The following is a 19658-nucleotide window of genomic DNA, read 5'->3' as shown; positions in this document are numbered from 1 at the left end:
GTGAGGAAGCCGGCTGGCGGGCCGTTGCAGGTCCGCCAGCCGGCGATCTCGTACTGCTTGCTACAGTGCTGCGCCCGTAGTGAATGTCCAGGTACGGGTTGTCAGCGGGTTGCCGGCCAAGTCGCGGACGCCAGTGGTGCCACCGGTGACGGTGACCCGGTACTGGGTGTTCGCGAGGAGGCTGGCTCCGGGGTTGATCGTCAGCACCCTGGTGGTGGTGTTGAACGTGATCGCCGAGGCGACCTGGGCTCCGGTGGAGACCCGCTCAATCCGGACCTTGCCGGCAACCGTGAAGCCGGTGATGGCCTCACTGAACGTGGCGGTCACGTTGCTGTTGCGCCGCACCCCGACGGCTCCCGCGGCGGGAGTGTTGGTGGTGATAGTCGGGTTCGGACCCGTGGTGAACGTCCAGGTGACGGTCGCCATGGCGTTGCCCGCAAGGTCACGGACGCCCGAGAGGGTCGCCGTGTACACCCTGTCCGCCAAGAGCGTGGCGTTCGGGTTCAATGTCGCCACCCGCGTCAGCGGGTTGTAGGACACTGCGGCGGCAATTGGCGCGGCTCCCTGGGTGAGCCGGAAGTTGGCACCGGTCACACCTCCTGCCACGGCCTCGCTCAGCGTTGCGGTGATGTTCGCGGTCTGGCTGACCGAAACTGCACCCGCTGCGGGAACCCGTGCCGTCACTGTGGGCGCCACCGTGTCAGTCACCCGGGGGGTGACCGGGTTGGAGGCCGCGGACAGAGGGCCGGGGCCGTTCACGTTCACGGCGCGCACCTGGAGGGTGAACGTCGTCCCGTTGGTCAGGCCGGTAACGGTGCCGCTGGTTGCGGTCGCCGGGATTCCGGTCACCGTGATGGCAGGGCCCGTGGCCGGAGTCGCGACGATCTGGAAGCTCGTGATCGCCGGGCCACCGTTGGGTGCCGGGGCCGTGAACGTCACGGTCGCCGAACCTGCCGAGGCAGTCGCCGTCCCGATCACCGGCGCCGCCGGTACCGGAGGTGCCACCGCGGCCGCGACGGACACTGTCTGGTCGGAGAACTGGAGCATCTCGACGTTGCGCAGGGTGTCGATTCCGTCACTGACCTTCTGGCCCGCGACGTTCGCGCCGGTCTGGGTGACCTTGACCGAGGCCAGGGTCGTGCCCGCCGCCGGTGCGGCGGCGATCGTGTAGTTCGACAGCGGGCCGGCGAAGACCACGGTGTCCACAGACGCCGTGTCCGTGCCAGCAGCCGGGCTCACGATCCCGCGGACGGCCACCAGGTTGCCGGGATCGACAAGCCCTGCGAAGATCGCCTGCTGCAGGGTCATGCCTGTTGTTCCCGGGCCGAAGTTGCCGCTGGTGGCCTTGTTCTCCATCAGGTCGGTGGTGCCGGTCTCGGTTGCCGGGTCGGCCGGGTTGGTCCGGACGCTGATCCGGACAGTCAGGGACCGGTCCCCGTCGATGATGTCGTCGCCGCCCCGACCTTGGATCGAGTCGCTTCCGGCACCGCCCAGGAGGATGTTGCCTTCTCCCCAGATCGGACCGGTAAGCGGGCAGGACTTGTTCGCCGAGGCCGCGACCACCGCAGCCAGGTCGCCGGACAGCGGCGGCAGCAGTGCTCCCAGTCCGTTGACCCGGTCGACGCCGGCCTGGTCGAGTACGTCGCAGCCGGTGAAACCAGCACCGCCGACGGTACTCGGCACAGCGTCGTCGCCACGGATGACGTCGTTGAACGCAGATCCCGAGTTGGCCTCGGTCTCCTGCCAGCGATCGCGGTTCACGACTACCGGGAGGGGCAGACCGATCAGGTTGTTGTTGATCATCATGTCATCGTCGGCTCCGACAGTGTCGTACTGGTGGATTGCCCAGTCGAACCCGGCCGCACCGGCGAACCGGTCAATCGCGGCGTTGGCCGCCATGATGTCGTCCCCACCCTCGGCGTCGTAGTCGTTTTCTCCTACTTGGCCGACCATGATGTCGTTGCCCGGTTTGACCTGGGCAGGATCATCGAAGAACGGGGCACCATGGTCACCGATCAACAGGTCCTGGCCGGAGCCGCCCTGTATCCAGTCGTCGCCGCCGTCGCCAAACACGGCGTCTGCGCCTTGACCTGCGATGACGAAGTCATTGCCGGGACCGGCGAAGGTTTCGTTGTCATTGGCTCCGCCGTTGATGAAGTCCTGGCCATCGCCACCCATGAAGATGTCGTCGCCGATTCCTCCGTCAAGGGCATCGTTGCCGGGGCCGCCTTTCAACACATCCGCACCGGAAAGGTCGGTGACGACGTCGTTGCCGTCGCCGCCGAGCATGACGTCGTCGCCGCCGTTGCCTTCGATGACGTCATTGCCTGCGCCGCCCCAGAAGGTGTCGTTGTCGTTGCCGCCAAAGATGCGGTCGGCGTTGAGGGTGCCGTTGTAGACGGACTGCCCATTGATCCCCACGGGATCGACGGCGTTGACCTGGCGGTACTGGATGGTCCCGTCGGGCTTGCGCAGCAGCAGCTTGGACTCGTCACAGTCTGTGGTTAAGTCGTCGGCGACTGTTGCCCCGAAGGACGTGAAGCCGGCGGGTGTTCCATCAAGGTGCGAGAGCTGGAACTTGCAGTCGGCGGTGCCGAACGCGTCTGCCTTCAGCGAGTTCGTGCCGTCCGTGTTGCGCTGGATCATCTCCGAGAACGAGTTGCCCTCGAGCTGGCTGCGCAGGTTCATACCGGGGGTACGGGCCAGGTAGTAGAGCCGGTCCCCGTTCTGCAGATCTGTCAGCTGGTTCTCGAAGACGTAGTTGAAGGTGCTGCCCAGCAGGCCGCCGAACAGGTTTGTGATCTCCGCGAGACCGCCGACCCAGAGGTCGATGTCGTCCACGCCCGTGACGGTCACGCCGTCGGCCGTGTTCGCGTACGCTCCCGTGCCGAACATGAAGGCGGCAGCATCGGCCGGAATAGCCGCGGGGTCGGTTGCCGGCGCCGAGGTCGGATCCACGATCGCCTTGGCCGCTGCCCGCTTGCCGGCCAGGGTCGTCTGGCCGGTGATCGACGGGTGCTTTCCGTACGCTGCGACGAAGTTGATCAGCGACTCAGGGTGCTTGAGGTGCTGACCGAAGTCCGACCAGCTTGTGTAGGGCGCGAGCTGACCATCGTTGGTTGCGGCGAAAATCTGCCGGCGGACGTTGTTCAACGGGGGGACGCCCGCGTCACGGGCCCGCGTCATGTTGAGCGTTGGCAGGTCCAGGGGCAGCCCCAGCAGGTTGTTGCGCAGCGTTTCGGTGACGAACTCGTCGAGTTCGTTGCCAACCTGGTCCGAGGAGCCCATGACGATGCTTCCGGCTGCCTGCTCAGGAGTTAGATCGCCGGCAGCACCGCCGTTGAAATACTCCGGAGGGTTCAGGAACGCCGTGAGCAGCGGGACCGAGTTGTCCGACCCGTTCTCGTTGGTGCGGGCGACTGTGTCGTCCAGCATCGAGTGCCCGAAGCGGTAGACCGCGTGGGCGAACTCGGCGTGGATCGCGGGGTTGACGTCCGAGTGGTAGACGTGGAAGGGCTGGATTGCGGGCTGGACCTTCCGGGCGAATTCCTCGAACACCAGGTGCTGGTATTCCATCTCGGTCACGAAGCGGGCGGCCTGGAACAGTCGCTCCCCGTTCCATCCGTTGGCACCGGCCACCGTCTTCCATTCGGCCAGGGCAGTAACGCCCGCCAGGGAGGTGTCGTCGGTCAGTGTCTTCTTGATGTCGTCGATCAAGCGGTCGTGCTCGGAGTGGAAGACCTGGTGGATCGTGGTCAGGGCGATGTTCTCGTTGACCCGGCCGTCACCGGCGCAGAAGTGCGCGTTCAGCATTTCGTCGTCGTAGGTCCCGGCCGGTTGATGGGCGAAGTCCGCGGACGGCGTGGTGTCGGTGTCAGGGGTGAGGCACCCGGCGGGTACGGCAGGTGTCACACCGATAGCGCTTGTGCAGGGTCCCACCGTGCCCGGGTCCGCGTTGTGCGCGATGTCCGTCAGGAACGGCGTGTCGAAGTGCAGTACGTTGGTCGGGACAAGGACAGGGCTGGCGGTGTTACCCTCGACCAGGCCGGTCGCCGTCACGTACTGCGGCAGGCCGCGCGCGGGTCCGGGGATGAACTTGCCGTACGGATCCGTTGCCAGCATCGGGATGTTGGTCACGTCCGTGTCGACGAGCCGGAGCCCGAGCAGGTCAGCGGCCTGAGCCTTGACCGAAGCCCAGGTGGCCATGCCGGTGGCCTTGGGTCCCGGGGTTCCGTCCGGGTTTTTCGGACCGCCGAGGAGCTTGCCAGTCGAGACCGGCTTTCCGGCGGTGTTGTTCACGTACTCGCGCAGGAACACCTGGTGCGATGCGTGCGAGGTGTAGGTCTGGCTCTGGTCCACCCAGGGCGAGTCGGTGTTGTTGGCGTTCTGGACGTCGTCGGCGCTCTCGTCGACGGGGGTTGCGGGGTTGTCGCCCAGGATGCCATCCGGGCCGGGCTGGTTCTGCGCCCGGGTCAGCACCATGAACCGCAGGCCTGCCGGCAGGTCGTCGGCGTTGCCCAGGATGTGGTCCGGTCCGGCGATCAGCGGGTCGTCATCATGGAGCGGAACAAACACCGTGCCACCGCTCTTGACGGTCTGGTCGACGCCGTGGTCAAAGAACTGACCGAAGAAGGTAAACAGGGAGTTGTAGGGCGGCGAGAGACCAACATCCGTGGTCACGTTCGGAATGAAGAGCGTCTGGTGCGACGGCACACAGCCGGCGGGAACTCCGTCAACTGCCGGAGGCCCGGGAACCGGGTCCGTGGTGCACGGGAAAAGACCTGGGTTTCCCTGGGTCCTGACCGGGAACGCGGCTGCGGCCACGGCAGCTGGGTTGGTGGATGTCTGGTCGACAATCAGGTTGCTGATCTCGCGCGGCTGGGAGTCGAAGACATTCCCCTTCTTCTGCGCATAGGACGTCGAACCGGGGGCGCCGAAGCCTGGCGGCGTGTTTTCGGCGGCCTTAAAGACGGGATTGGTCAAGCGCGGGAAGGGCACGTCTGCCGCGCCGAACTTCTCCCGGCCTGGAATCAGGTTGTTGCATGAGCCATCCACCGTCCGCAGACCGTAGGAGGTGAGGGCATCAGGGATCTGGTCGGGTCCGGGTCCGACCAGCGTGTCACAGGGGTGGGCCGGCGACAGAGTCGCGGCGTGGTGTTCAGCGATCTTGATCTGCTTCAGGATGAATGCCAGGTCGGATGGGGTCACGGTGAACCCCTGCCCGACCGGGGCCACGACGGCGTTGGCGCTGACCACCGTGCTGGTAAGTCCGATGAAACTGAGCAGGGCCATTGCGGTCCCTGCTGCGACTAAGCGGGTCGGTTGGCCAAAGACTCGTCTTTGGCCCTCCACCCTTGATGATGCAAACATGTTCATTGCACACCTGCCTCTTAGAGTGAGTGATGGTGCAAGAGTGCTGGGTGGTTCCTTGGGGAAAACTGGAACGGGTGAGTAACTTGCGATCCGGACCGCAGTCCGTCGATTTTCGCGACTGCCAGCCACCGGGATCGGGGGTCTTAAGTACGCGTACTGGCGCATTAGGGTACTCGCCCGGACATCGACTGCGGCAACGCGGCTACGCGGGAACTACTGCGCGGGAGGTCTGTGGGCGGATTACAGACGGGTAACGGCTACCCCTCGAGGACCCGAATATTTGGCCGCTGCTACCTGCGGCTGTTCTTCAGCAGGTTCTCAGCTTGCCCGAAGGCGGTGCCTGTATAAGGGCGTATCCGACGGTGCCGGGCCGGGCAAAGGCGCGGCTCCGGGCCAGTTGCTTGCGGCGCTCCGATCAAGCTGATAGGCCTGACAGTAAGCTGCAAAGTGGCAGATCAACGCGCCGTCCAAACCCGGACGGTAGTTGCAGAAGGGAAGTTCACGTGACTCGCAAGACCCCTCAGATCGAGGAACCGTCCGAGAAAGAACTGGTTGTCGGGGACGGGCCAAAGAGCTGGGCCGCCGGTGTCCCGGGCGTGTACCACTCCATGAAGCCGGCCATCGAGCAGATGGGGCTGAACCGGACCCGCAAGACCGTCATGGCCATGAACCAGAAGGACGGATTCGACTGCCCGAGCTGCGCGTGGCCTGATCCGCACCACCGCAAAGCCTTCGAATTCTGCGAGAACGGGGCCAAGGCCGTGACCTGGGAGGCCACGCCGGTGGTGGTCCCCGAGAGCTTCTGGGCCGAGAACTCCGTCAGCGAACTGCGGAGCCGGTCCGAGTACTGGCTTGGCATGCAGGGCCGGCTGACGGAACCGGTTTACAAGCCCGCTGGCGAGGACCACTACAGGGCGGTCAGCTGGGACGAGGCGCTCCGGCTTGTGGCCGACAAACTCAAGGGGCTGGATTCCCCCGACCAGGCGGCGTTCTACACGAGCGGCCGGACGTCGAACGAGGCGGCTTTCCTCTTCCAGTTGCTGGTCCGCGGCTATGGCACCAACAACCTGCCGGACTGCTCCAATATGTGCCACGAATCCTCGGGCTGGGCCATGGGCCAGACCATCGGCATCGGCAAGGCCACAGTCAGCTTCGACGACTACGCCGAAGCCGACCTGATCATCGTCATGGGCCAGAACCCGGGCACCAACCACCCGCGGATGATGACCGAACTCGAGGCGTGCAAGAACCGCGGCGGCGAGATCGTGGCCGTGAACCCCCTTCCCGAGGCCGGTCTGCGGCGCTACAAGAACCCGCAGGAGGTCAAGGGCGTGATCGGCCACGGCACCCAGATCGCGGACCAGTTCCTCCAGATCAGGATCGGAGGCGACATGGCGCTGCTGCAGGCAGTGTCCAAGCGCGTCCTCGACGCCGAGGCCAAGAATCCCGGAACGGTCCTGGACCACGCCTTCCTGGCCGAACACTGCGAGGGACTCGAGGAGCTCAAGGAGCACCTGGCCCGACTGGATGAGGGAGCCGTGCTCGAGGCCACGGGTCTGCGCAGCGAGGACATCGACGAACTCGCTGCCCGGTACCTCAAGGCCGAGAGAGTCATCATCACCTGGGCCATGGGCATCACCCAGCAGAAGAAGGGTGTTGCCACCATCAAGGAGATCATCAACCTCCTCCTGCTGCGCGGCAATATCGGCAAGCGGGGCGCCGGCGCCTCCCCCATCCGCGGCCACAGCAACGTGCAGGGCGACCGCACCATGGGCATCTGGGAGCAGATGCCGCAATCCTTCATGGAAGCCCTCGGCAAGGAGTTCGACTTCGAGCCGCCGCGGGAACACGGCACGGACGCCGTCGAAACCATCAACAAGATGCGCACGGGCGAGATCAAGGTTTTCCTCGCCCTGGGCGGCAACCTGGTGGGAGCCATCTCGGACACAAATGCCGCCATGGCGGCCATGGACAACACAGAGATGTCGGTCCAGATCTCCACGAAACTGAACCGCTCGCACACCGTAACGGGCCGTGAGGCGCTGATCCTCCCCACGATGGGCCGGACCGAGATCGACATCCAGGAATCCGGACCCCAGTTCGTCTCCGTGGAAGATACTGTCTGCGCCGTGCACCCGTCCTGGGGCAGCGTTGAACCGGTGTCCCATCATCTGCTCTCAGAGCCGGCCATCGTCAGCCGGCTGGGCAAACTCCTGGTGGGCGACAAGATCAGGGCAGACTGGGATGGCTATGAGAAGAACTACGACCTGATCCGCGACCACATTTCGCGGGTCGTGGGCGGCTGCAAGGACTACAACCAGCGGATCCGGCAGGAAGGCGGGTTTGTCCTCGCGCACGGTCCCCGCGATTCCCGCACCTTCCCGACGCCCACGGGCAAGGCCGTGCTGACGGTCAATGACCTCGAACTTATCGGCCGGCCGCAGGGCACCCTGATCCTGCAGAGCATGCGCTCCCACGACCAGTTCAACACCACCATCTATTCGCACAACGACCGTTACCGGGGTATCAAGAAGGGCCGGCATGTGGTGTTCGTGAACCCGGACGACATCGCCGAGCTCGGCCTTGCGGACGGGCAGTTCGTGGACATCCGCGGCGTGTACGACGACGGCGAGGAACGCGTGGTCCGCAAGTTCCGTGTGGTGTCGTACCCGACGGCGCGCGGCTGCGCGGCCGCCTACTACCCCGAGGCCAACGTGCTAGTGCCGCTGAACCACACGGCCGAGGGCAGCAACACGCCAGTGTCGAAGGCGGTGATCGTCCGGTTCGAACCGAGCCTGGACCAGACACCGGAGGGCGCGGCGACAGCCTCTGCCGGGGTGGCCTCGCCCTAATCAGGTTTGCGCAGGCCGGGGCCACGGGACATGCCCAGCGGACATGCCCCGCCCCGGCCACGAACACCGGACAAAGCACCATCAGGCCCATCCCTGAGCCCCACCAATGAGCATGTCCCGTGCGGCACCGAACCACCCAACAGGGACATGCCCCGCCCCGGCCTCGGCCACTGGACATAGCACCATCAGGCCCATCCCTGAGCCCCACCAATGAGCATGTCCCGTGCGGCACCGAGCATGTCCCGAGGCGTGACCTCTCTTACTGCGCCCTCTTGGCCCAGCCTTCCTCGTCCGGGCCGCCGGACTCGCCGTGTTCGCAGAGTTCAATGACTTTGTTGGACGCGGCGTGGGCGGCTTCCTTGGAGCCGTGGCGGCCCTTGGTGGAGGCAGTTCCCGCCGCGTAGCCCACAATGAATGCGCTGATGGCATCTGCGTGCGGCCCCACAGCCTTGACGGACTCGTCCGCGACCTGGACGATCTTCTCGTGGTCGACGTCGAGGTCGAGGATCTGCAGGGCCTGGATGAGCCGGCTGCTCCAATGCCGCAGCGAACTGTCTTCGTCTCGGGACAACGTCATGGCTACTCCTTCTCACGGGCTTCGAACTCACGGGGTACGGATCGTCTGACCTTCAAGGGGTAGCATCTGCCCCGGCGTCGCGCAACGATAGACCGCCCCAGGCGCCTCAGCTCCAGAGCGCGACGTGGAACTTGGACCCCCGCCGTTCCAATCCCCGTGAACCGCCGGGGGCAACCATGGCCGCGGTGGCGTCGGCGGTGCCGGCAAACCTTTGCAGGGTCCGTGCCATGGTGGTGGCACGGCGGCGGTCCAGGGTGCTGGCCCACCAGAGGCCGGAGATCGGCGTTCCGGCCACCGGGACACGGACCAGGGCGCCGCTGCGGATTTCGGCCCGGACTATGTGGCCCAGCGCCAGCATGGTTCCCTCGCCCGCCCTGACGGCGGCGAGCGCCTCGGTTTCGCTGCTGAGCCGAATGATCTCCGGCGCCACTGCCTGGGAAGCCAGCCAGCGGCCCTCCTCGCTCGCCGCCTGGATGCCTGCGGCGCCGGCGAACCACGGCCTGCGCAGCAGGTCGGCGAGCGCCACTGGTCCGTGGAGCGATGCGAGGGGATGACTGGCCGCCGCCACGACGATCCGCTGGTATCGCAGGAACGGAACGGAGTCGAGTCCGACGTCGCCAGTAACGTTGGGAGGAGTCCCGTTGGGAAGGGCGCTGTTGGCGGCAGCGGGCCGGGCGCCCAAAGCGACGTCATAGACGCGTTCCAGCAGCAGCGATGCAACATCCTCCGCCTCTTCCACCACCACATCGACGGAGGCGCCGGGAACGCGCCGGGTGAAGAGGTCCAGTAGGCGCCCGGCCGCGTGCTCGGCAAACGGCGCCGTCGCCACGATCTTCAGGCGCCCGGTCTCGGTCTGCGCATGCGCCACCTCCCAGCGCGCCCGGTCCGCCAGCCCCACGATGTCCTGGGCATGTTCGGCGAGGGCCCGGCCGCCGGGGGTCAGCGCTATCCCGCCATGGGCCCGCACAAAGAGCGGATCTCCCAGATCCTGCCTGAGCGCGGCCAGGGCCGTCGAAACGGCCGGTTCGCTGACTCCGAGGTGGGCTGCGGCCGCGTGAAGAGAGCCCAGCTTGGCCACCAGGGCGAACGTTCGCAACTGTCCCAATGTCATCGCCACGGCTTCATAACCTTTCGCTTATCACGATATTGACAGTGTCGTCGTGCCGGGGCAAGACTGACCTCAATCCGGCGCCATGCAGCCGCACCATCACGCCGCCGGCCAATCGGAGTGAGGTAGGGACAATGCAGATTCCGGCTCCATTTGACTACGTACGCGCCACTACTGTGGACAACGCCTTGGAGCTCCTGGCCCGGTATGGCCCGGAATCCCGGGTGGTGGCCGGCGGCCACAGCCTCTTGCCGATGATGAAGCTGCGCCTGTCCCGGCCCGAGTGGCTGATCGACATCAATGACCTCTACGAGCTGGACTTCATCCTCCGGGACGGCAACAAGCTGCGCATCGGTGCCATGACCCGCCACACCACCTTGCTGGAATCAGACGAGGTCGCCGGCCTGTTCCCTATTGTGCGGGACGCCGAGCTGGTGATCGCCGACCCCGTGGTGCGCAACCGCGGCACCATCGGCGGCTCGCTCTGCCAGGCTGACCCCGCCGAAGACCTCTCCACCGTGTGTGATGTCCTGGGTGCCGAGGCTGTGATCCGCGGGCCACGCGGCGAGCGGATCCTGTCCATGGCCGAGTTCCACCGCGGACCGTACGAGACTGCTGTGGGGCAGGATGAGCTCCTGTGCGAACTCAGGTTCGGCATCCGCCCCCGCACGGGCAGCGCCTATGAAAAGGTCGAGCGCCGGGTCGGGGACTGGGCGGTCGGGGCCGCCGGCGCCGCCGTCTCCCTCGCCGCGGACGGAACCGTCGACGACGCCGCCGTCGGGCTGACCGCGCTGGGCCTTGACCACCCACTGGCCGAGGCGGCCGCCCTGCTCCGCGGCAAGCGTCCCGCCGAGGAACTGTTCGCCGAGGCCGGCAGACTGGCGGCTGCGGCCTGCGACCCGGTAGCGGACCAGCGCGGCCCGGTCGACTACAAACGGCATCTTGCCGATGAGCTCACCCGAAGGGTGCTGCGGCGGGCCTGTGCCCGCGCCGCCCAGATGCAGGAAGGCTGAAGCCGATGCAGATCAGCATGACCGTTAACGGCACCGACGTCACGAGCGAGATCGAGCCGCGGGTGCTCCTGGTCCACTACATCCGTGAGGTCCTGGGCCTCACCGGTACGCACTGGGGATGCGACACCAGCAACTGCGGGACGTGTGTGGTCCTGATGGACGGCCAGCCCGTAAAGTCCTGCACCGTTCTGGCCGCCATGGCCGCGGGGCACGACATCCGCACGGTCGAGGGCCTGGCCACCGGCGGCACCCTCGACCCCGTCCAGCAGGGCTTCATGGAGGAGCACGGGCTGCAGTGCGGCTTCTGCACACCGGGGATGATGCTCACGGCCCGCGCGCTCCTGGACAAGAACCCACACCCGGACGACGCCGAGATCCGGCAGGCGATATCCGGGCAGATCTGCCGGTGCACCGGCTACGCCACGATCGTCCGGTCGGTGCAGTGGGCCGCCGCCCATTCTGCCGGCACCGGCCTGGACGGTACCGACACGGCCGTCCCGGATGTCGCCACAGAGACAGCGGAAACAGACGCGGAGGTGAAGGCATGACCGTCATCCATGACCGGCCGTCAAACCCGGCCGCCGGCGACGAGGACCGCCCGATCGGTTACGGCCGTATTCAGCGGAAGGAAGACCCGCGCTTTGTGCGCGGCCAGGGCCACTACCTGGATGACATCGTGCTGCCCGGGATGCTGCACGGCGCCATCCTGCGCGCTCCCGTGGCGCACGCCCGGCTCGTGTCCATCGATACCACCAACGCCCTGGCGCATCCGAAAGTGGTGGCAGTCATCACCGGCAAGGACCTCCTGGGCTTGAAGCTCGCGTGGGCGCCGACGCTCTCCGCCGACGTCCAGGCCGTGCTGGTCACCGACAAGGTCCGGTTCCAGGGGCAGGAAGTCGCGTTCGTCGTGGCCGAGGACCGTTACGCGGCCCGGGACGCCCTGGAGCTGATCGACGTCGAATACAATGTGCTTCCCCCGCTGGTGGACGCCCGCAAGGCGCTCGATGCCGACGCCCCGGTGATCCGGGACGAAATCGAGGGCCGGACGGACAACCGGATCTTCGACTGGGAGATCGGTGACAAGGCCGAGACCGATGCGGTGTTCGCCTCCGCAGACGTTGTGGTCAGCCAGGAGGTGGTGTACCCGCGGGTCCACCCCGCACCGATGGAGACATGCGGCGCCGTCGCGGATTTCGACGCCGTCAGCGGCAAGCTGACCCTCTACGAGACCACCCAGGCCCCGCACGCGCACCGGACCCTGTTCGCGATCGTGGCCGGCATCCCCGAGCACAAGATCCGGATCGTCTCCCCTGATATCGGCGGCGGCTTCGGCAACAAGGTCGGAATCTATCCCGGCTACATCCTCGCCGTCGTCGGCTCGATCGTCTCCGGCCGCCCGGTCAAATGGGTGGAGGACCGCTCCGAGAACCTGATGTCGACCTCATTCGCCCGGGACTACATCATGCAGGGCGAAATCGCGGCGACCAAGGACGGCAAGATCCTTGCCCTGCGCACGCATGTGCTGGCCGACCACGGCGCGTTCAACGCCACGGCGCAGCCCACCAAAAACCCGGCCGGATTCTTCTCCATCTTCACCGGCAGCTACGACCTCAAGGCCGCCCACTGCTCCGTCACCGGCGTCTACACCAACAAGGCGCCCGGCGGCGTCGCCTACGCGTGCTCCTTCCGCGTCACCGAGGCCGTCTACCTCGTGGAGCGGATGGTGGACGTCCTGGCCCGCAAGCTGGACATGGACCCGGCGGAGCTGCGGCTGAAGAACTTCATCAAGCCGGAGCAGTTCCCCTATGCCAACAAGACCGGCTGGGTCTACGACTCGGGCGACTACGAGGCCGCCATGCGCCTCTCGATGCAACTGGCCGGGTACGAGGACCTCCGCCGCGAGCAGGCCGAAAAGCGCGAACGCGGGGAACTCATGGGCATCGGCGTGGCCTTCTTCACGGAAGTCGTGGGAGCCGGCCCGCGGAAGCACTTCGACATTGTTGGCCTGGGCATGGCCGACGGCGCCGAGCTGCGCATCCACCCCACCGGCAAGGCCGTGGTCCGCATCTCTGTGCAGAGCCAGGGCCAGGGCCACGAGACCACCTTCGCCCAGATCGTGGCAGAGGAACTCGGCATCCCGCCGGAGGACATCGAGGTGGTGCACGGGGACACCGACCAGACCCCGTTCGGCCTGGGCACGTACGGCAGCCGGTCGACGCCGGTCAGCGGCGGCGCCGTGGCCCTTGTTGCACGCAAGGTGCGCGAGAAGGCGAAACTGATCGCCGGGGCCATGCTCGAGACCCGCCCCGAGGACCTCGAGTGGGAAAAGGGCCGCTGGTTCGTCAAGGGCGACCCCAGCGTCGGCAAGACCATCGCCGAGATCGCCATGGGCGCCCACGGCACCGTTGCCCTGCCCGAGGGCGTGGACGGCAACCTGGACGCCGAAGTCACGTACGACCCGCCCAACCTCACCTTCCCGTTCGGAGCCTACATCTGCGTCGTCGACGTCGACCCCGGCACAGGGCAGGTCAAGGTGCGGCGCTTCATCGCTGTGGATGACTGCGGCACCCGGATCAACCCGATGATCATCGAAGGCCAGGTGCACGGCGGCCTGACGGACGGCGTCGGCATGGCCCTGATGGAGATCATCGAGTTCGACGAGGCCGGAAACAACCTGGGCGGGTCCTTCATGGACTACCTGATCCCCACGGCCATGGAGGTGCCGGACTGGGAGACCGGATTCACCGTCACCCCGTCCCCGCACCACCCGATCGGGGCGAAAGGCATCGGCGAGTCCGCGACCGTCGGCTCCCCGCCGGCGATCGTTAACGCCGTCGTCGATGCCCTGGCGCCGTTCGGCGTCACGCATATGGACATGCCGTGCACGCCCGCCCGCGTCTGGGCCGCCATGCAGGGCAACGCCAGGCCGCCGATCTGATGACCACACCAGCAGTATCCCTGGCCGCCCGGGCGGATGAACTCACCAGCCGCCGCGAGCCGTTCGTCCACGCCACGGTGGTCCGCGCCCAGCGTCCCACGAGCGCCCATGCCGGAGACACTGCCCTGGTGCTGCCCTCGGGGGAGATCCAGGGCTTCGTGGGCGGGAACTGTGTGGAGGCCTCGGTGCGGGAGTACAGCCTGCAGGTGCTGGCTACCCAGGAACCGCTCCTGCTGCGGGTCCTGCCCGGCGAACCGTCCCGCATGGTCGAGGAAGGCGCCGTCGAGGTCACAAACCCGTGCCTCAGCGGTGGGGCGATCGAGATTTTCCTCCAGCCGCGGATCCCGGCGCCCCGGGTCCTGGTGGTGGGCACGACGCCGGTGGCCCAGGCCCTGGCGACGCTCGGCTCGGGCGTCGGTCTGGAAGTCGAACTCACGGACGGCGAGGGCGCCGACCCCCGCGGCGATGACGCTGCGTTGATTGTCGCCTCGCACGGAAAGGCGGAGGAAGGTGCCCTGGAAGCTGGCCTGCGCGCGGGTGTCCCCTACGTTGCCCTCGTGGCCAGTGAAACCCGGGGCGCGGCCGTCCTGGAGTCCCTCGACGTCGACGACGCGGCGCGGCGACGGGTCTTCACGCCGGCCGGGCTGCAGCTCGGCGCCCGGACGCCCGGGGAGATCGCGCTGTCAATCCTGGCCCAGCTGGTGGGGGAACGGTCCAAGGCGCGGCGCGCTGGTCCGCCCCCTGCACAGCACGCGACCGTTGCCGCAGCCGCGGCCGCGGCCGCGGCGGACACCGCGTCCACGGCCTCGGAACCCGGTCCGGCGAGCGCGGTCGACCCGGTGTGCGGCATGTCCGTCCAGGCCCTGGAGTCGTCCCTGCATCTGGTCCACGACGGCGCCACGCTCTACTTCTGCTCCCCCGGCTGCCGGGCCGCTTTCCGCAAGGATCCGGAGCGCTATGCCGTCGCGAGCTGAACCGGTGGCGGGGCCCTCACCCCGGACCGCAGGGATCATCCTGGCTGCGGGAGCCTCCCGGCGCCTGGGCCGGCCCAAGCAGCTCCTGCCCTACGGTACGGGAGTCCTGCTCGATGCCGTCCTGGCGACCGCGCGGGACTGCGCCTTCAGCCAGACGGTGCTGGCCCTCGGCGGATCGGCGCCCGAAGTTTCGCGCATGGTTGACACCGGCGGCTGCGATGTGGTGCTCAACCCGGACTACGGCGACGGGTGCGCGTCCTCCATCGCCACAGCGCTCGCCGCCGTGCATCCGGATACCGATGCCGTTGTCCTGCTGCTCGGCGATCAGCCCGGCGTCCGGGCAGCGAGCGTCCGGGCAGTGCTTGGCGCCCTCCGGCAGCCAGGTTCAGGCACGCCGTCTGCCGGCGGTGTGCCTGTCCCCGCCAGGCCGGCCGGCATCGCGGTGTGCCGTTACGACGACGGCGTGGGCCATCCGCTGGCGTTTGCCCGGCGCCTGCTTCCTGACCTGGCCGCCCTGCACGGGGACAAAGCCGTGTGGAAGCTCCTCGAACAGCGAACGGACGACGTCGTCGAGGTCCGGACGTCCGGCCCCGTCCCCCGTGACGTGGACACGGAGGACGATTACAGGCGCCTCCTCGGCGGGCTGCAGGGGGCCGTATGAGTACCGCGGCGCGGGCCGGAGCGGAACAGGACGTGCTGCGCCGGGTCCCGGATGTCGGGTCACTGATGGCCGCGCTGGACCGCACGAACTACCTGGCCGACGTCGGGTTGGCGACGGCCCTGTTCCTGGCGGTCCGCCTGCCGCAGCCCATCCTGCTCGAAGGCGAGGCCGGAGTCGGGAAAACAGAGGCCGCGAAGGCCCTGGCCGGGCTCCTGGACACACCGCTGTACCGGCTGCAGTGCTACGAGGGAATCGACGCCGGCGAGGCGCTTTACGAGTGGAACCACCAGCGCCAACTGCTTGGCATCCGGCTGGCTGAAGTCCGCGACGCGGAGGTCACGGAGACCGACCTCTTCGCCCCCCAGTACCTTCTGCGGCGGCCGCTCCTGCAGGCGCTTGAGCATCCCGGCCCGCGGCCTGCCGTGCTGCTGCTGGACGAGATCGACCGCGCCGACGCCGAATTCGAGGCCTTCACGTTTGAGCTCCTTGCCGAATCCGCCGTCACCATCCCCGAGCTCGGCACCATCCGCGCCACCCATCCCCCGATTGTGATCCTGACCTCCAACCGGACGCGGGACCTTCACGACGCGTTGACCCGCCGCTGCCTCTACCACTGGATCGACTACCCCGGGCCGGCCCGGATCGCGGAGATCGTGCGCCGCCGGGTGCCTGCCAGCAGCGGCCCGTTGGCCCTGCAGGCCGCGGCCGTCATCACCCGGCTTCGGACCCTGGACCTGGCCAAACCGCCGGGCATCTCCGAGGCCATCGACTGGGTTTCTGCCCTGGCGGTGCTGGGGGTGGAACGGATCGACGCCGGCACGGCCGAACGGACGTGGGGCTCGGTCATCAAGAACCGCGATGACCTGGAGCTCGTCGGCACCCGGGGAGCGGCCTGGGTGGTGGAGGGCACCGATGGGTGAGAACAACAGGGCCGGGGCAGACCGGCCGCCGCGGGTCGAGGCAGCCGCCTTGTCCGCCGCGTTCGTCACGGCGATCCGGAGGGCCGGGCTATCGACGTCGCCGGACCGGGCGGCACGGCTGGCCGAGGCTCTCCACCTGATCCCGCCGACCGACCTTGAGCAGCTCTACTGGACGTGCCGCGTTGTGCTCGTGTCCGCCCGGGAACAGCTGCCCGTCTTTGATGCTGTCTTCGCAGCCGTGTTCCGCGGGAAGGCCGCCACCGCGCGGCCGCTCAGCACGGGCCGCCCGGCAGAGCCGAGGCCGCCCACTCCGGGCGCGTCGAGCAGGCCCGCAGCGCCGGACACGCGGCCGGTGGACACGGTCCCCGGCCGGCAGCAGGAGCCGCGGGTGGCCTCCCCGGACCGGGACAGCGCGTCGGAGGCCACCCGAACTGGCGGGGAGGCCGTCCTTGCCATGGTTTCCCCGGACGAACACCTGCACGAGACCTCCTTTGCCGAGCTGTCCGCCGACGAAATCGCGGATGTGCGTCGGCTGGCAGCGGCGCTGCAGCTGGCCACCCCGCTCCGCCTGAGCCGCCGCACGCGCACGTCCGCACACAGCACGGCGAGCCTGGACGTCCGGGCGACGGTGCGGGCCGCCCGGCGTTCCGGAACAGACGCGCCGCTGCTGCTGTATGCCCGCCGTCGCAAACAGCGCCGCAAACTGGTGCTGCTGTGCGACGTGTCCGGATCGATGGAACCCTACTCGCGCGTCTTTGTGTCCCTGCTGCAGGGCGCGGTGACCGGCGCCGGGGCCGAGGCCTTCGTCTTCGCCACGCGGCTGACCAGGCTTACGCGGCAACTCGCCCTGCGCGATCCGGACCAGGCGCTGGCCGGGGCCGCTGCCTCCGCCCCGGACTGGGCCAGCGGAACCCGGATTGCCGAATGCCTCCGGCGCTTCGTCGACGAGCACGGCCGCCGCGGTCTGGCGCGGGGCGCAGTGGTGGTGGTGTTTTCGGACGGCTGGGCGCACGAGGATCCTGAACAGGTCGCCGCGCAGATGGTCCGCCTGCGCCGGCTCGCGCACAGGATCGTCTGGGTGAATCCGCGCAAGGCCGCTCCGCAGTACCAGCCCCTCGTGGGCGGCATGGCAGCAGCACTGCCCTATTGCGACGCCTTCGTCAGCGGCCACAGCTATACGGCCCTGGCGGAGATGGCGGCCGCCATCCGCGGCGACGGCCCAACGGCAGCCGCTGTACAACGACGAGCGAGAGGCAAGGAACCAGCCCATGCAAATTGACAGCACGTTCTCGGTGGTCGCACCGATAGGCCAGGTGTGGGACACACTGATGGACTTTGAAAAGGTGGCCGGTTGCCTGCCCGGCGCCAAGATCCTCAACAAGCTCTCGGAGGACGCCTACCAGGTGGGCATGAGCGTGAAGCTGGGCCCGGTCACGATGCAGTACAAGGGCCTGCTGACCGTCATTGAACGAAACTCCGCCGAACACCGTGCCGTCCTTGGCGGCAAGGCCCAGGAGACCCGCGGACAAGGCACCGCCGAGGCCACCGTCACACTGGTGCTGGCCGAAGACGGTACAGCCACGCAGGGGACGGTCAGCGCCGACCTCGCGCTGTCAGGAAAGGCAGCGGCCATGGGAAAGGGGGTGATCGGAAGCGTCACGGAGCAGATGATGTCCCTCTTCGCTGACAACCTCCAGGCCATGCTCGCAGAGGCGGCACCCCCAACCCCGGAGCCCGTCACGGAACTGGTCACAGAACTGGTCACAGAGCCGGCGGCGGGCGCTGAGCCGCTTCCCGCGGCCGTCCCGGAACCGGTCCCCGCGGCGGCTGTGGTTTCCGGTATTGAACCGGCGGGCACAGACCGTCCGGGCACTGCCCCGCAGATGGCCCCGTCGGCGGCCCGGAGGGAAGCCGAACCCGCCGGCAGCCTGGATGCCCTGACCCTGGCCAAGGGCATCGCGGCCGATCAGCTCTCCAACCCGGTGAAAGTCCTCGGCATCCTCGCCGCCGTGGCGTGCATCGCCTACTGGGCCGGCCGGCGCTCGGCATTCCGGACGCTCCGGCTGTGCGGCAGGCTCTGAGGAGCACCGATGCGCGATGTCCTGGCGGCTCTGTTGGCTGACTGGCGCAATGGCGCCACGGCGGGCCTGGCCACCGTCGTCAGCACATTCAAGTCCGCGCCGAGGCTCCCCGGAGCAGCCATGTTGGTGACCGCCGACGGCGATGCCGTCGGCTCCGTCTCCGGCGGCTGCGTCGAGGGTGCCGTCTACGAGCTGGCCACCCAGGTCAAGGACGACGGCGAGCCTGCCCTGGTCCGCTACGGGATCAGCGACGACGACGCCTACGCGGTTGGCCTGACGTGCGGCGGAATCATCGACATCTTCGTCGAACCTGTTTCCCGGCACCGGTTTGCCGAACTCGACGCCGTCGGGCAAGACATCGACGCCGGGCGCCGGGTGGGGGTGGCCACTGTCATCGAACACCCGGATGCGACCCGCGTGGGGCGGCACCTGATCGTCAGGCCCGAAGGATACGAAGGTGACCTGGGTTCGGAACGGACCAACCGCGCCGTCGGCGATGACACCCAGGGCCTTCTGGCGGCCGGCCGCACGGGCATCCTGACCTACGGGATTGACGGTGAGCGGCTGGATACCGGCATGCGCGTCTTCTTCACCAGCTACGCTCCGCCGCCGCGCATGATCGTCTTCGGCGCCATCGACTTCGCAGCGGCGCTGGCCCGCCTGGGTACGTTCCTGGGGTACAGGGTGACCGTCTGCGATGCGCGGCCCGTTTTCGCCACGCCCGCGCGGTTCCCCGACGCCGCCGAAGTGGTCAACGCGTGGCCCCACCGGTACCTGGGCGACCAATTCGCCCAGGGCCTGCTGGACGCCAGGTCCGTGCTCTGCGTCCTCACCCACGACCCGAAATTCGATATCCCCGTCCTCGAGGTGGCCCTGCGCGGCAGTCCCGTGGCCTTTATCGGCGCCATGGGATCCCGGCGCACACACGAGGACAGGATCGCGCGGCTGCGCCAGGCGGGACTCAGTGAGGACGAAATGTCCAGGCTCCACAGCCCCGTAGGACTGGATCTGGGCGCCCGCACGCCGGAGGAAACGGCCGTCTCCATCGCCGCGGAGTTCATCGCCCAGCAGTGGAGCGGCAGCGGCGAACCGCTGCGGCAACTCGTCGAACGGATCCATCATGACGAGCAGCTGTGAGCACGAAGAATTGATCAGCCGGCC

Annotated in this window: 13 protein-coding genes; 10 read left to right on the top strand and 3 right to left on the bottom strand. The window is 67.8% G+C overall.

Going from position 1 to position 19658, the window contains the following annotated elements; genetic code table 11:
• Nucleotides 1-60: 60 nt before the first annotated feature.
• Complete coding sequence (locus AB4089_RS06875; RefSeq protein ID WP_441408552.1) at nt 61-5292, bottom strand: peroxidase family protein; 5232 nt, start codon at nt 5290-5292, stop codon at nt 61-63.
• 584 nt (nt 5293-5876) lie between these two features.
• Here AB4089_RS06875 and AB4089_RS06870 point away from each other — a divergent pair.
• Nucleotides 5877-8225 (top strand): FdhF/YdeP family oxidoreductase, encoded by a 2349-nt coding sequence (locus AB4089_RS06870; RefSeq protein WP_441408551.1) that lies wholly within the window; start codon nt 5877-5879, stop codon nt 8223-8225.
• A gap of 259 nt (nt 8226-8484) precedes the next feature.
• Here AB4089_RS06870 and AB4089_RS06865 read toward each other — a convergent pair whose 3' ends face one another.
• Together AB4089_RS06865 and AB4089_RS06860 are read right to left on the bottom strand one after the other, a co-directional pair.
• Nucleotides 8485-8802, bottom strand: coding sequence for a DUF6457 domain-containing protein (locus tag AB4089_RS06865; protein ID WP_441408550.1), 318 nt, complete (start codon nt 8800-8802; stop codon nt 8485-8487).
• A gap of 106 nt (nt 8803-8908) precedes the next feature.
• Nucleotides 8909-9913: a LysR family transcriptional regulator gene (locus AB4089_RS06860; protein ID WP_441408683.1), complete on the bottom strand. Its 1005-nt coding sequence runs from the start codon at nt 9911-9913 to the stop codon at nt 8909-8911.
• Nucleotides 9914-10044: 131 nt separating this feature from the next.
• Between AB4089_RS06860 and AB4089_RS06855 the strand changes: the two genes are divergently transcribed.
• From AB4089_RS06855 to AB4089_RS06815, 9 genes are read left to right on the top strand one after another with little or no spacing between them, the layout of a single operon-like run.
• Nucleotides 10045-10923: an FAD binding domain-containing protein gene (locus AB4089_RS06855; RefSeq protein ID WP_441408549.1), complete on the top strand. Its 879-nt coding sequence runs from the start codon at nt 10045-10047 to the stop codon at nt 10921-10923.
• Nucleotides 10924-10928: 5 nt separating this feature from the next.
• Nucleotides 10929-11471, top strand: a complete 543-nt coding sequence (locus AB4089_RS06850; protein ID WP_441408548.1) for a (2Fe-2S)-binding protein — start codon at nt 10929-10931, stop codon at nt 11469-11471.
• Entirely contained in the window at nt 11468-13861 is a 2394-nt protein-coding gene (locus AB4089_RS06845) for an aerobic carbon-monoxide dehydrogenase large subunit (protein ID WP_441408547.1), read from the top strand. Before AB4089_RS06850 ends, AB4089_RS06845 begins: the two co-directional genes overlap by 4 nt.
• Nucleotides 13861-14835 (top strand): XdhC family protein, encoded by a 975-nt coding sequence (locus AB4089_RS06840; protein WP_441408546.1) that lies wholly within the window; start codon nt 13861-13863, stop codon nt 14833-14835. The genes AB4089_RS06845 and AB4089_RS06840 overlap by 1 nt, the downstream gene beginning before the upstream one ends.
• Complete coding sequence (locus AB4089_RS06835; protein ID WP_441408545.1) at nt 14819-15496, top strand: nucleotidyltransferase family protein; 678 nt, start codon at nt 14819-14821, stop codon at nt 15494-15496. Before AB4089_RS06840 ends, AB4089_RS06835 begins: the two co-directional genes overlap by 17 nt.
• Nucleotides 15493-16416, top strand: coding sequence for an AAA family ATPase (locus tag AB4089_RS06830; RefSeq protein ID WP_441408544.1), 924 nt, complete (start codon nt 15493-15495; stop codon nt 16414-16416). Before AB4089_RS06835 ends, AB4089_RS06830 begins: the two co-directional genes overlap by 4 nt.
• Nucleotides 16409-17695, top strand: coding sequence for a vWA domain-containing protein (locus tag AB4089_RS06825; protein ID WP_441408543.1), 1287 nt, complete (start codon nt 16409-16411; stop codon nt 17693-17695). The genes AB4089_RS06830 and AB4089_RS06825 overlap by 8 nt, the downstream gene beginning before the upstream one ends.
• Nucleotides 17685-18497 carry an SRPBCC domain-containing protein gene (locus tag AB4089_RS06820; RefSeq protein WP_441408542.1) on the top strand — a complete coding sequence of 271 codons (813 nt, stop codon included), beginning with the start codon at nt 17685-17687 and terminating at the stop codon, nt 18495-18497. Before AB4089_RS06825 ends, AB4089_RS06820 begins: the two co-directional genes overlap by 11 nt.
• 9 nt (nt 18498-18506) lie before the next feature.
• Nucleotides 18507-19634, top strand: a complete 1128-nt coding sequence (locus AB4089_RS06815; protein WP_441408541.1) for an XdhC family protein — start codon at nt 18507-18509, stop codon at nt 19632-19634.
• Nucleotides 19635-19658: the final 24 nt, after the last annotated feature.

The organism is Arthrobacter sp. 2MCAF15, from assembly GCF_052115605.1.
GTDB lineage: Bacteria > Actinomycetota > Actinomycetes > Actinomycetales > Micrococcaceae > Arthrobacter.
The sequence above is the reverse complement of the archived record's forward strand: the minus strand, read 5'-3'. Positions and strand labels throughout refer to the sequence as shown.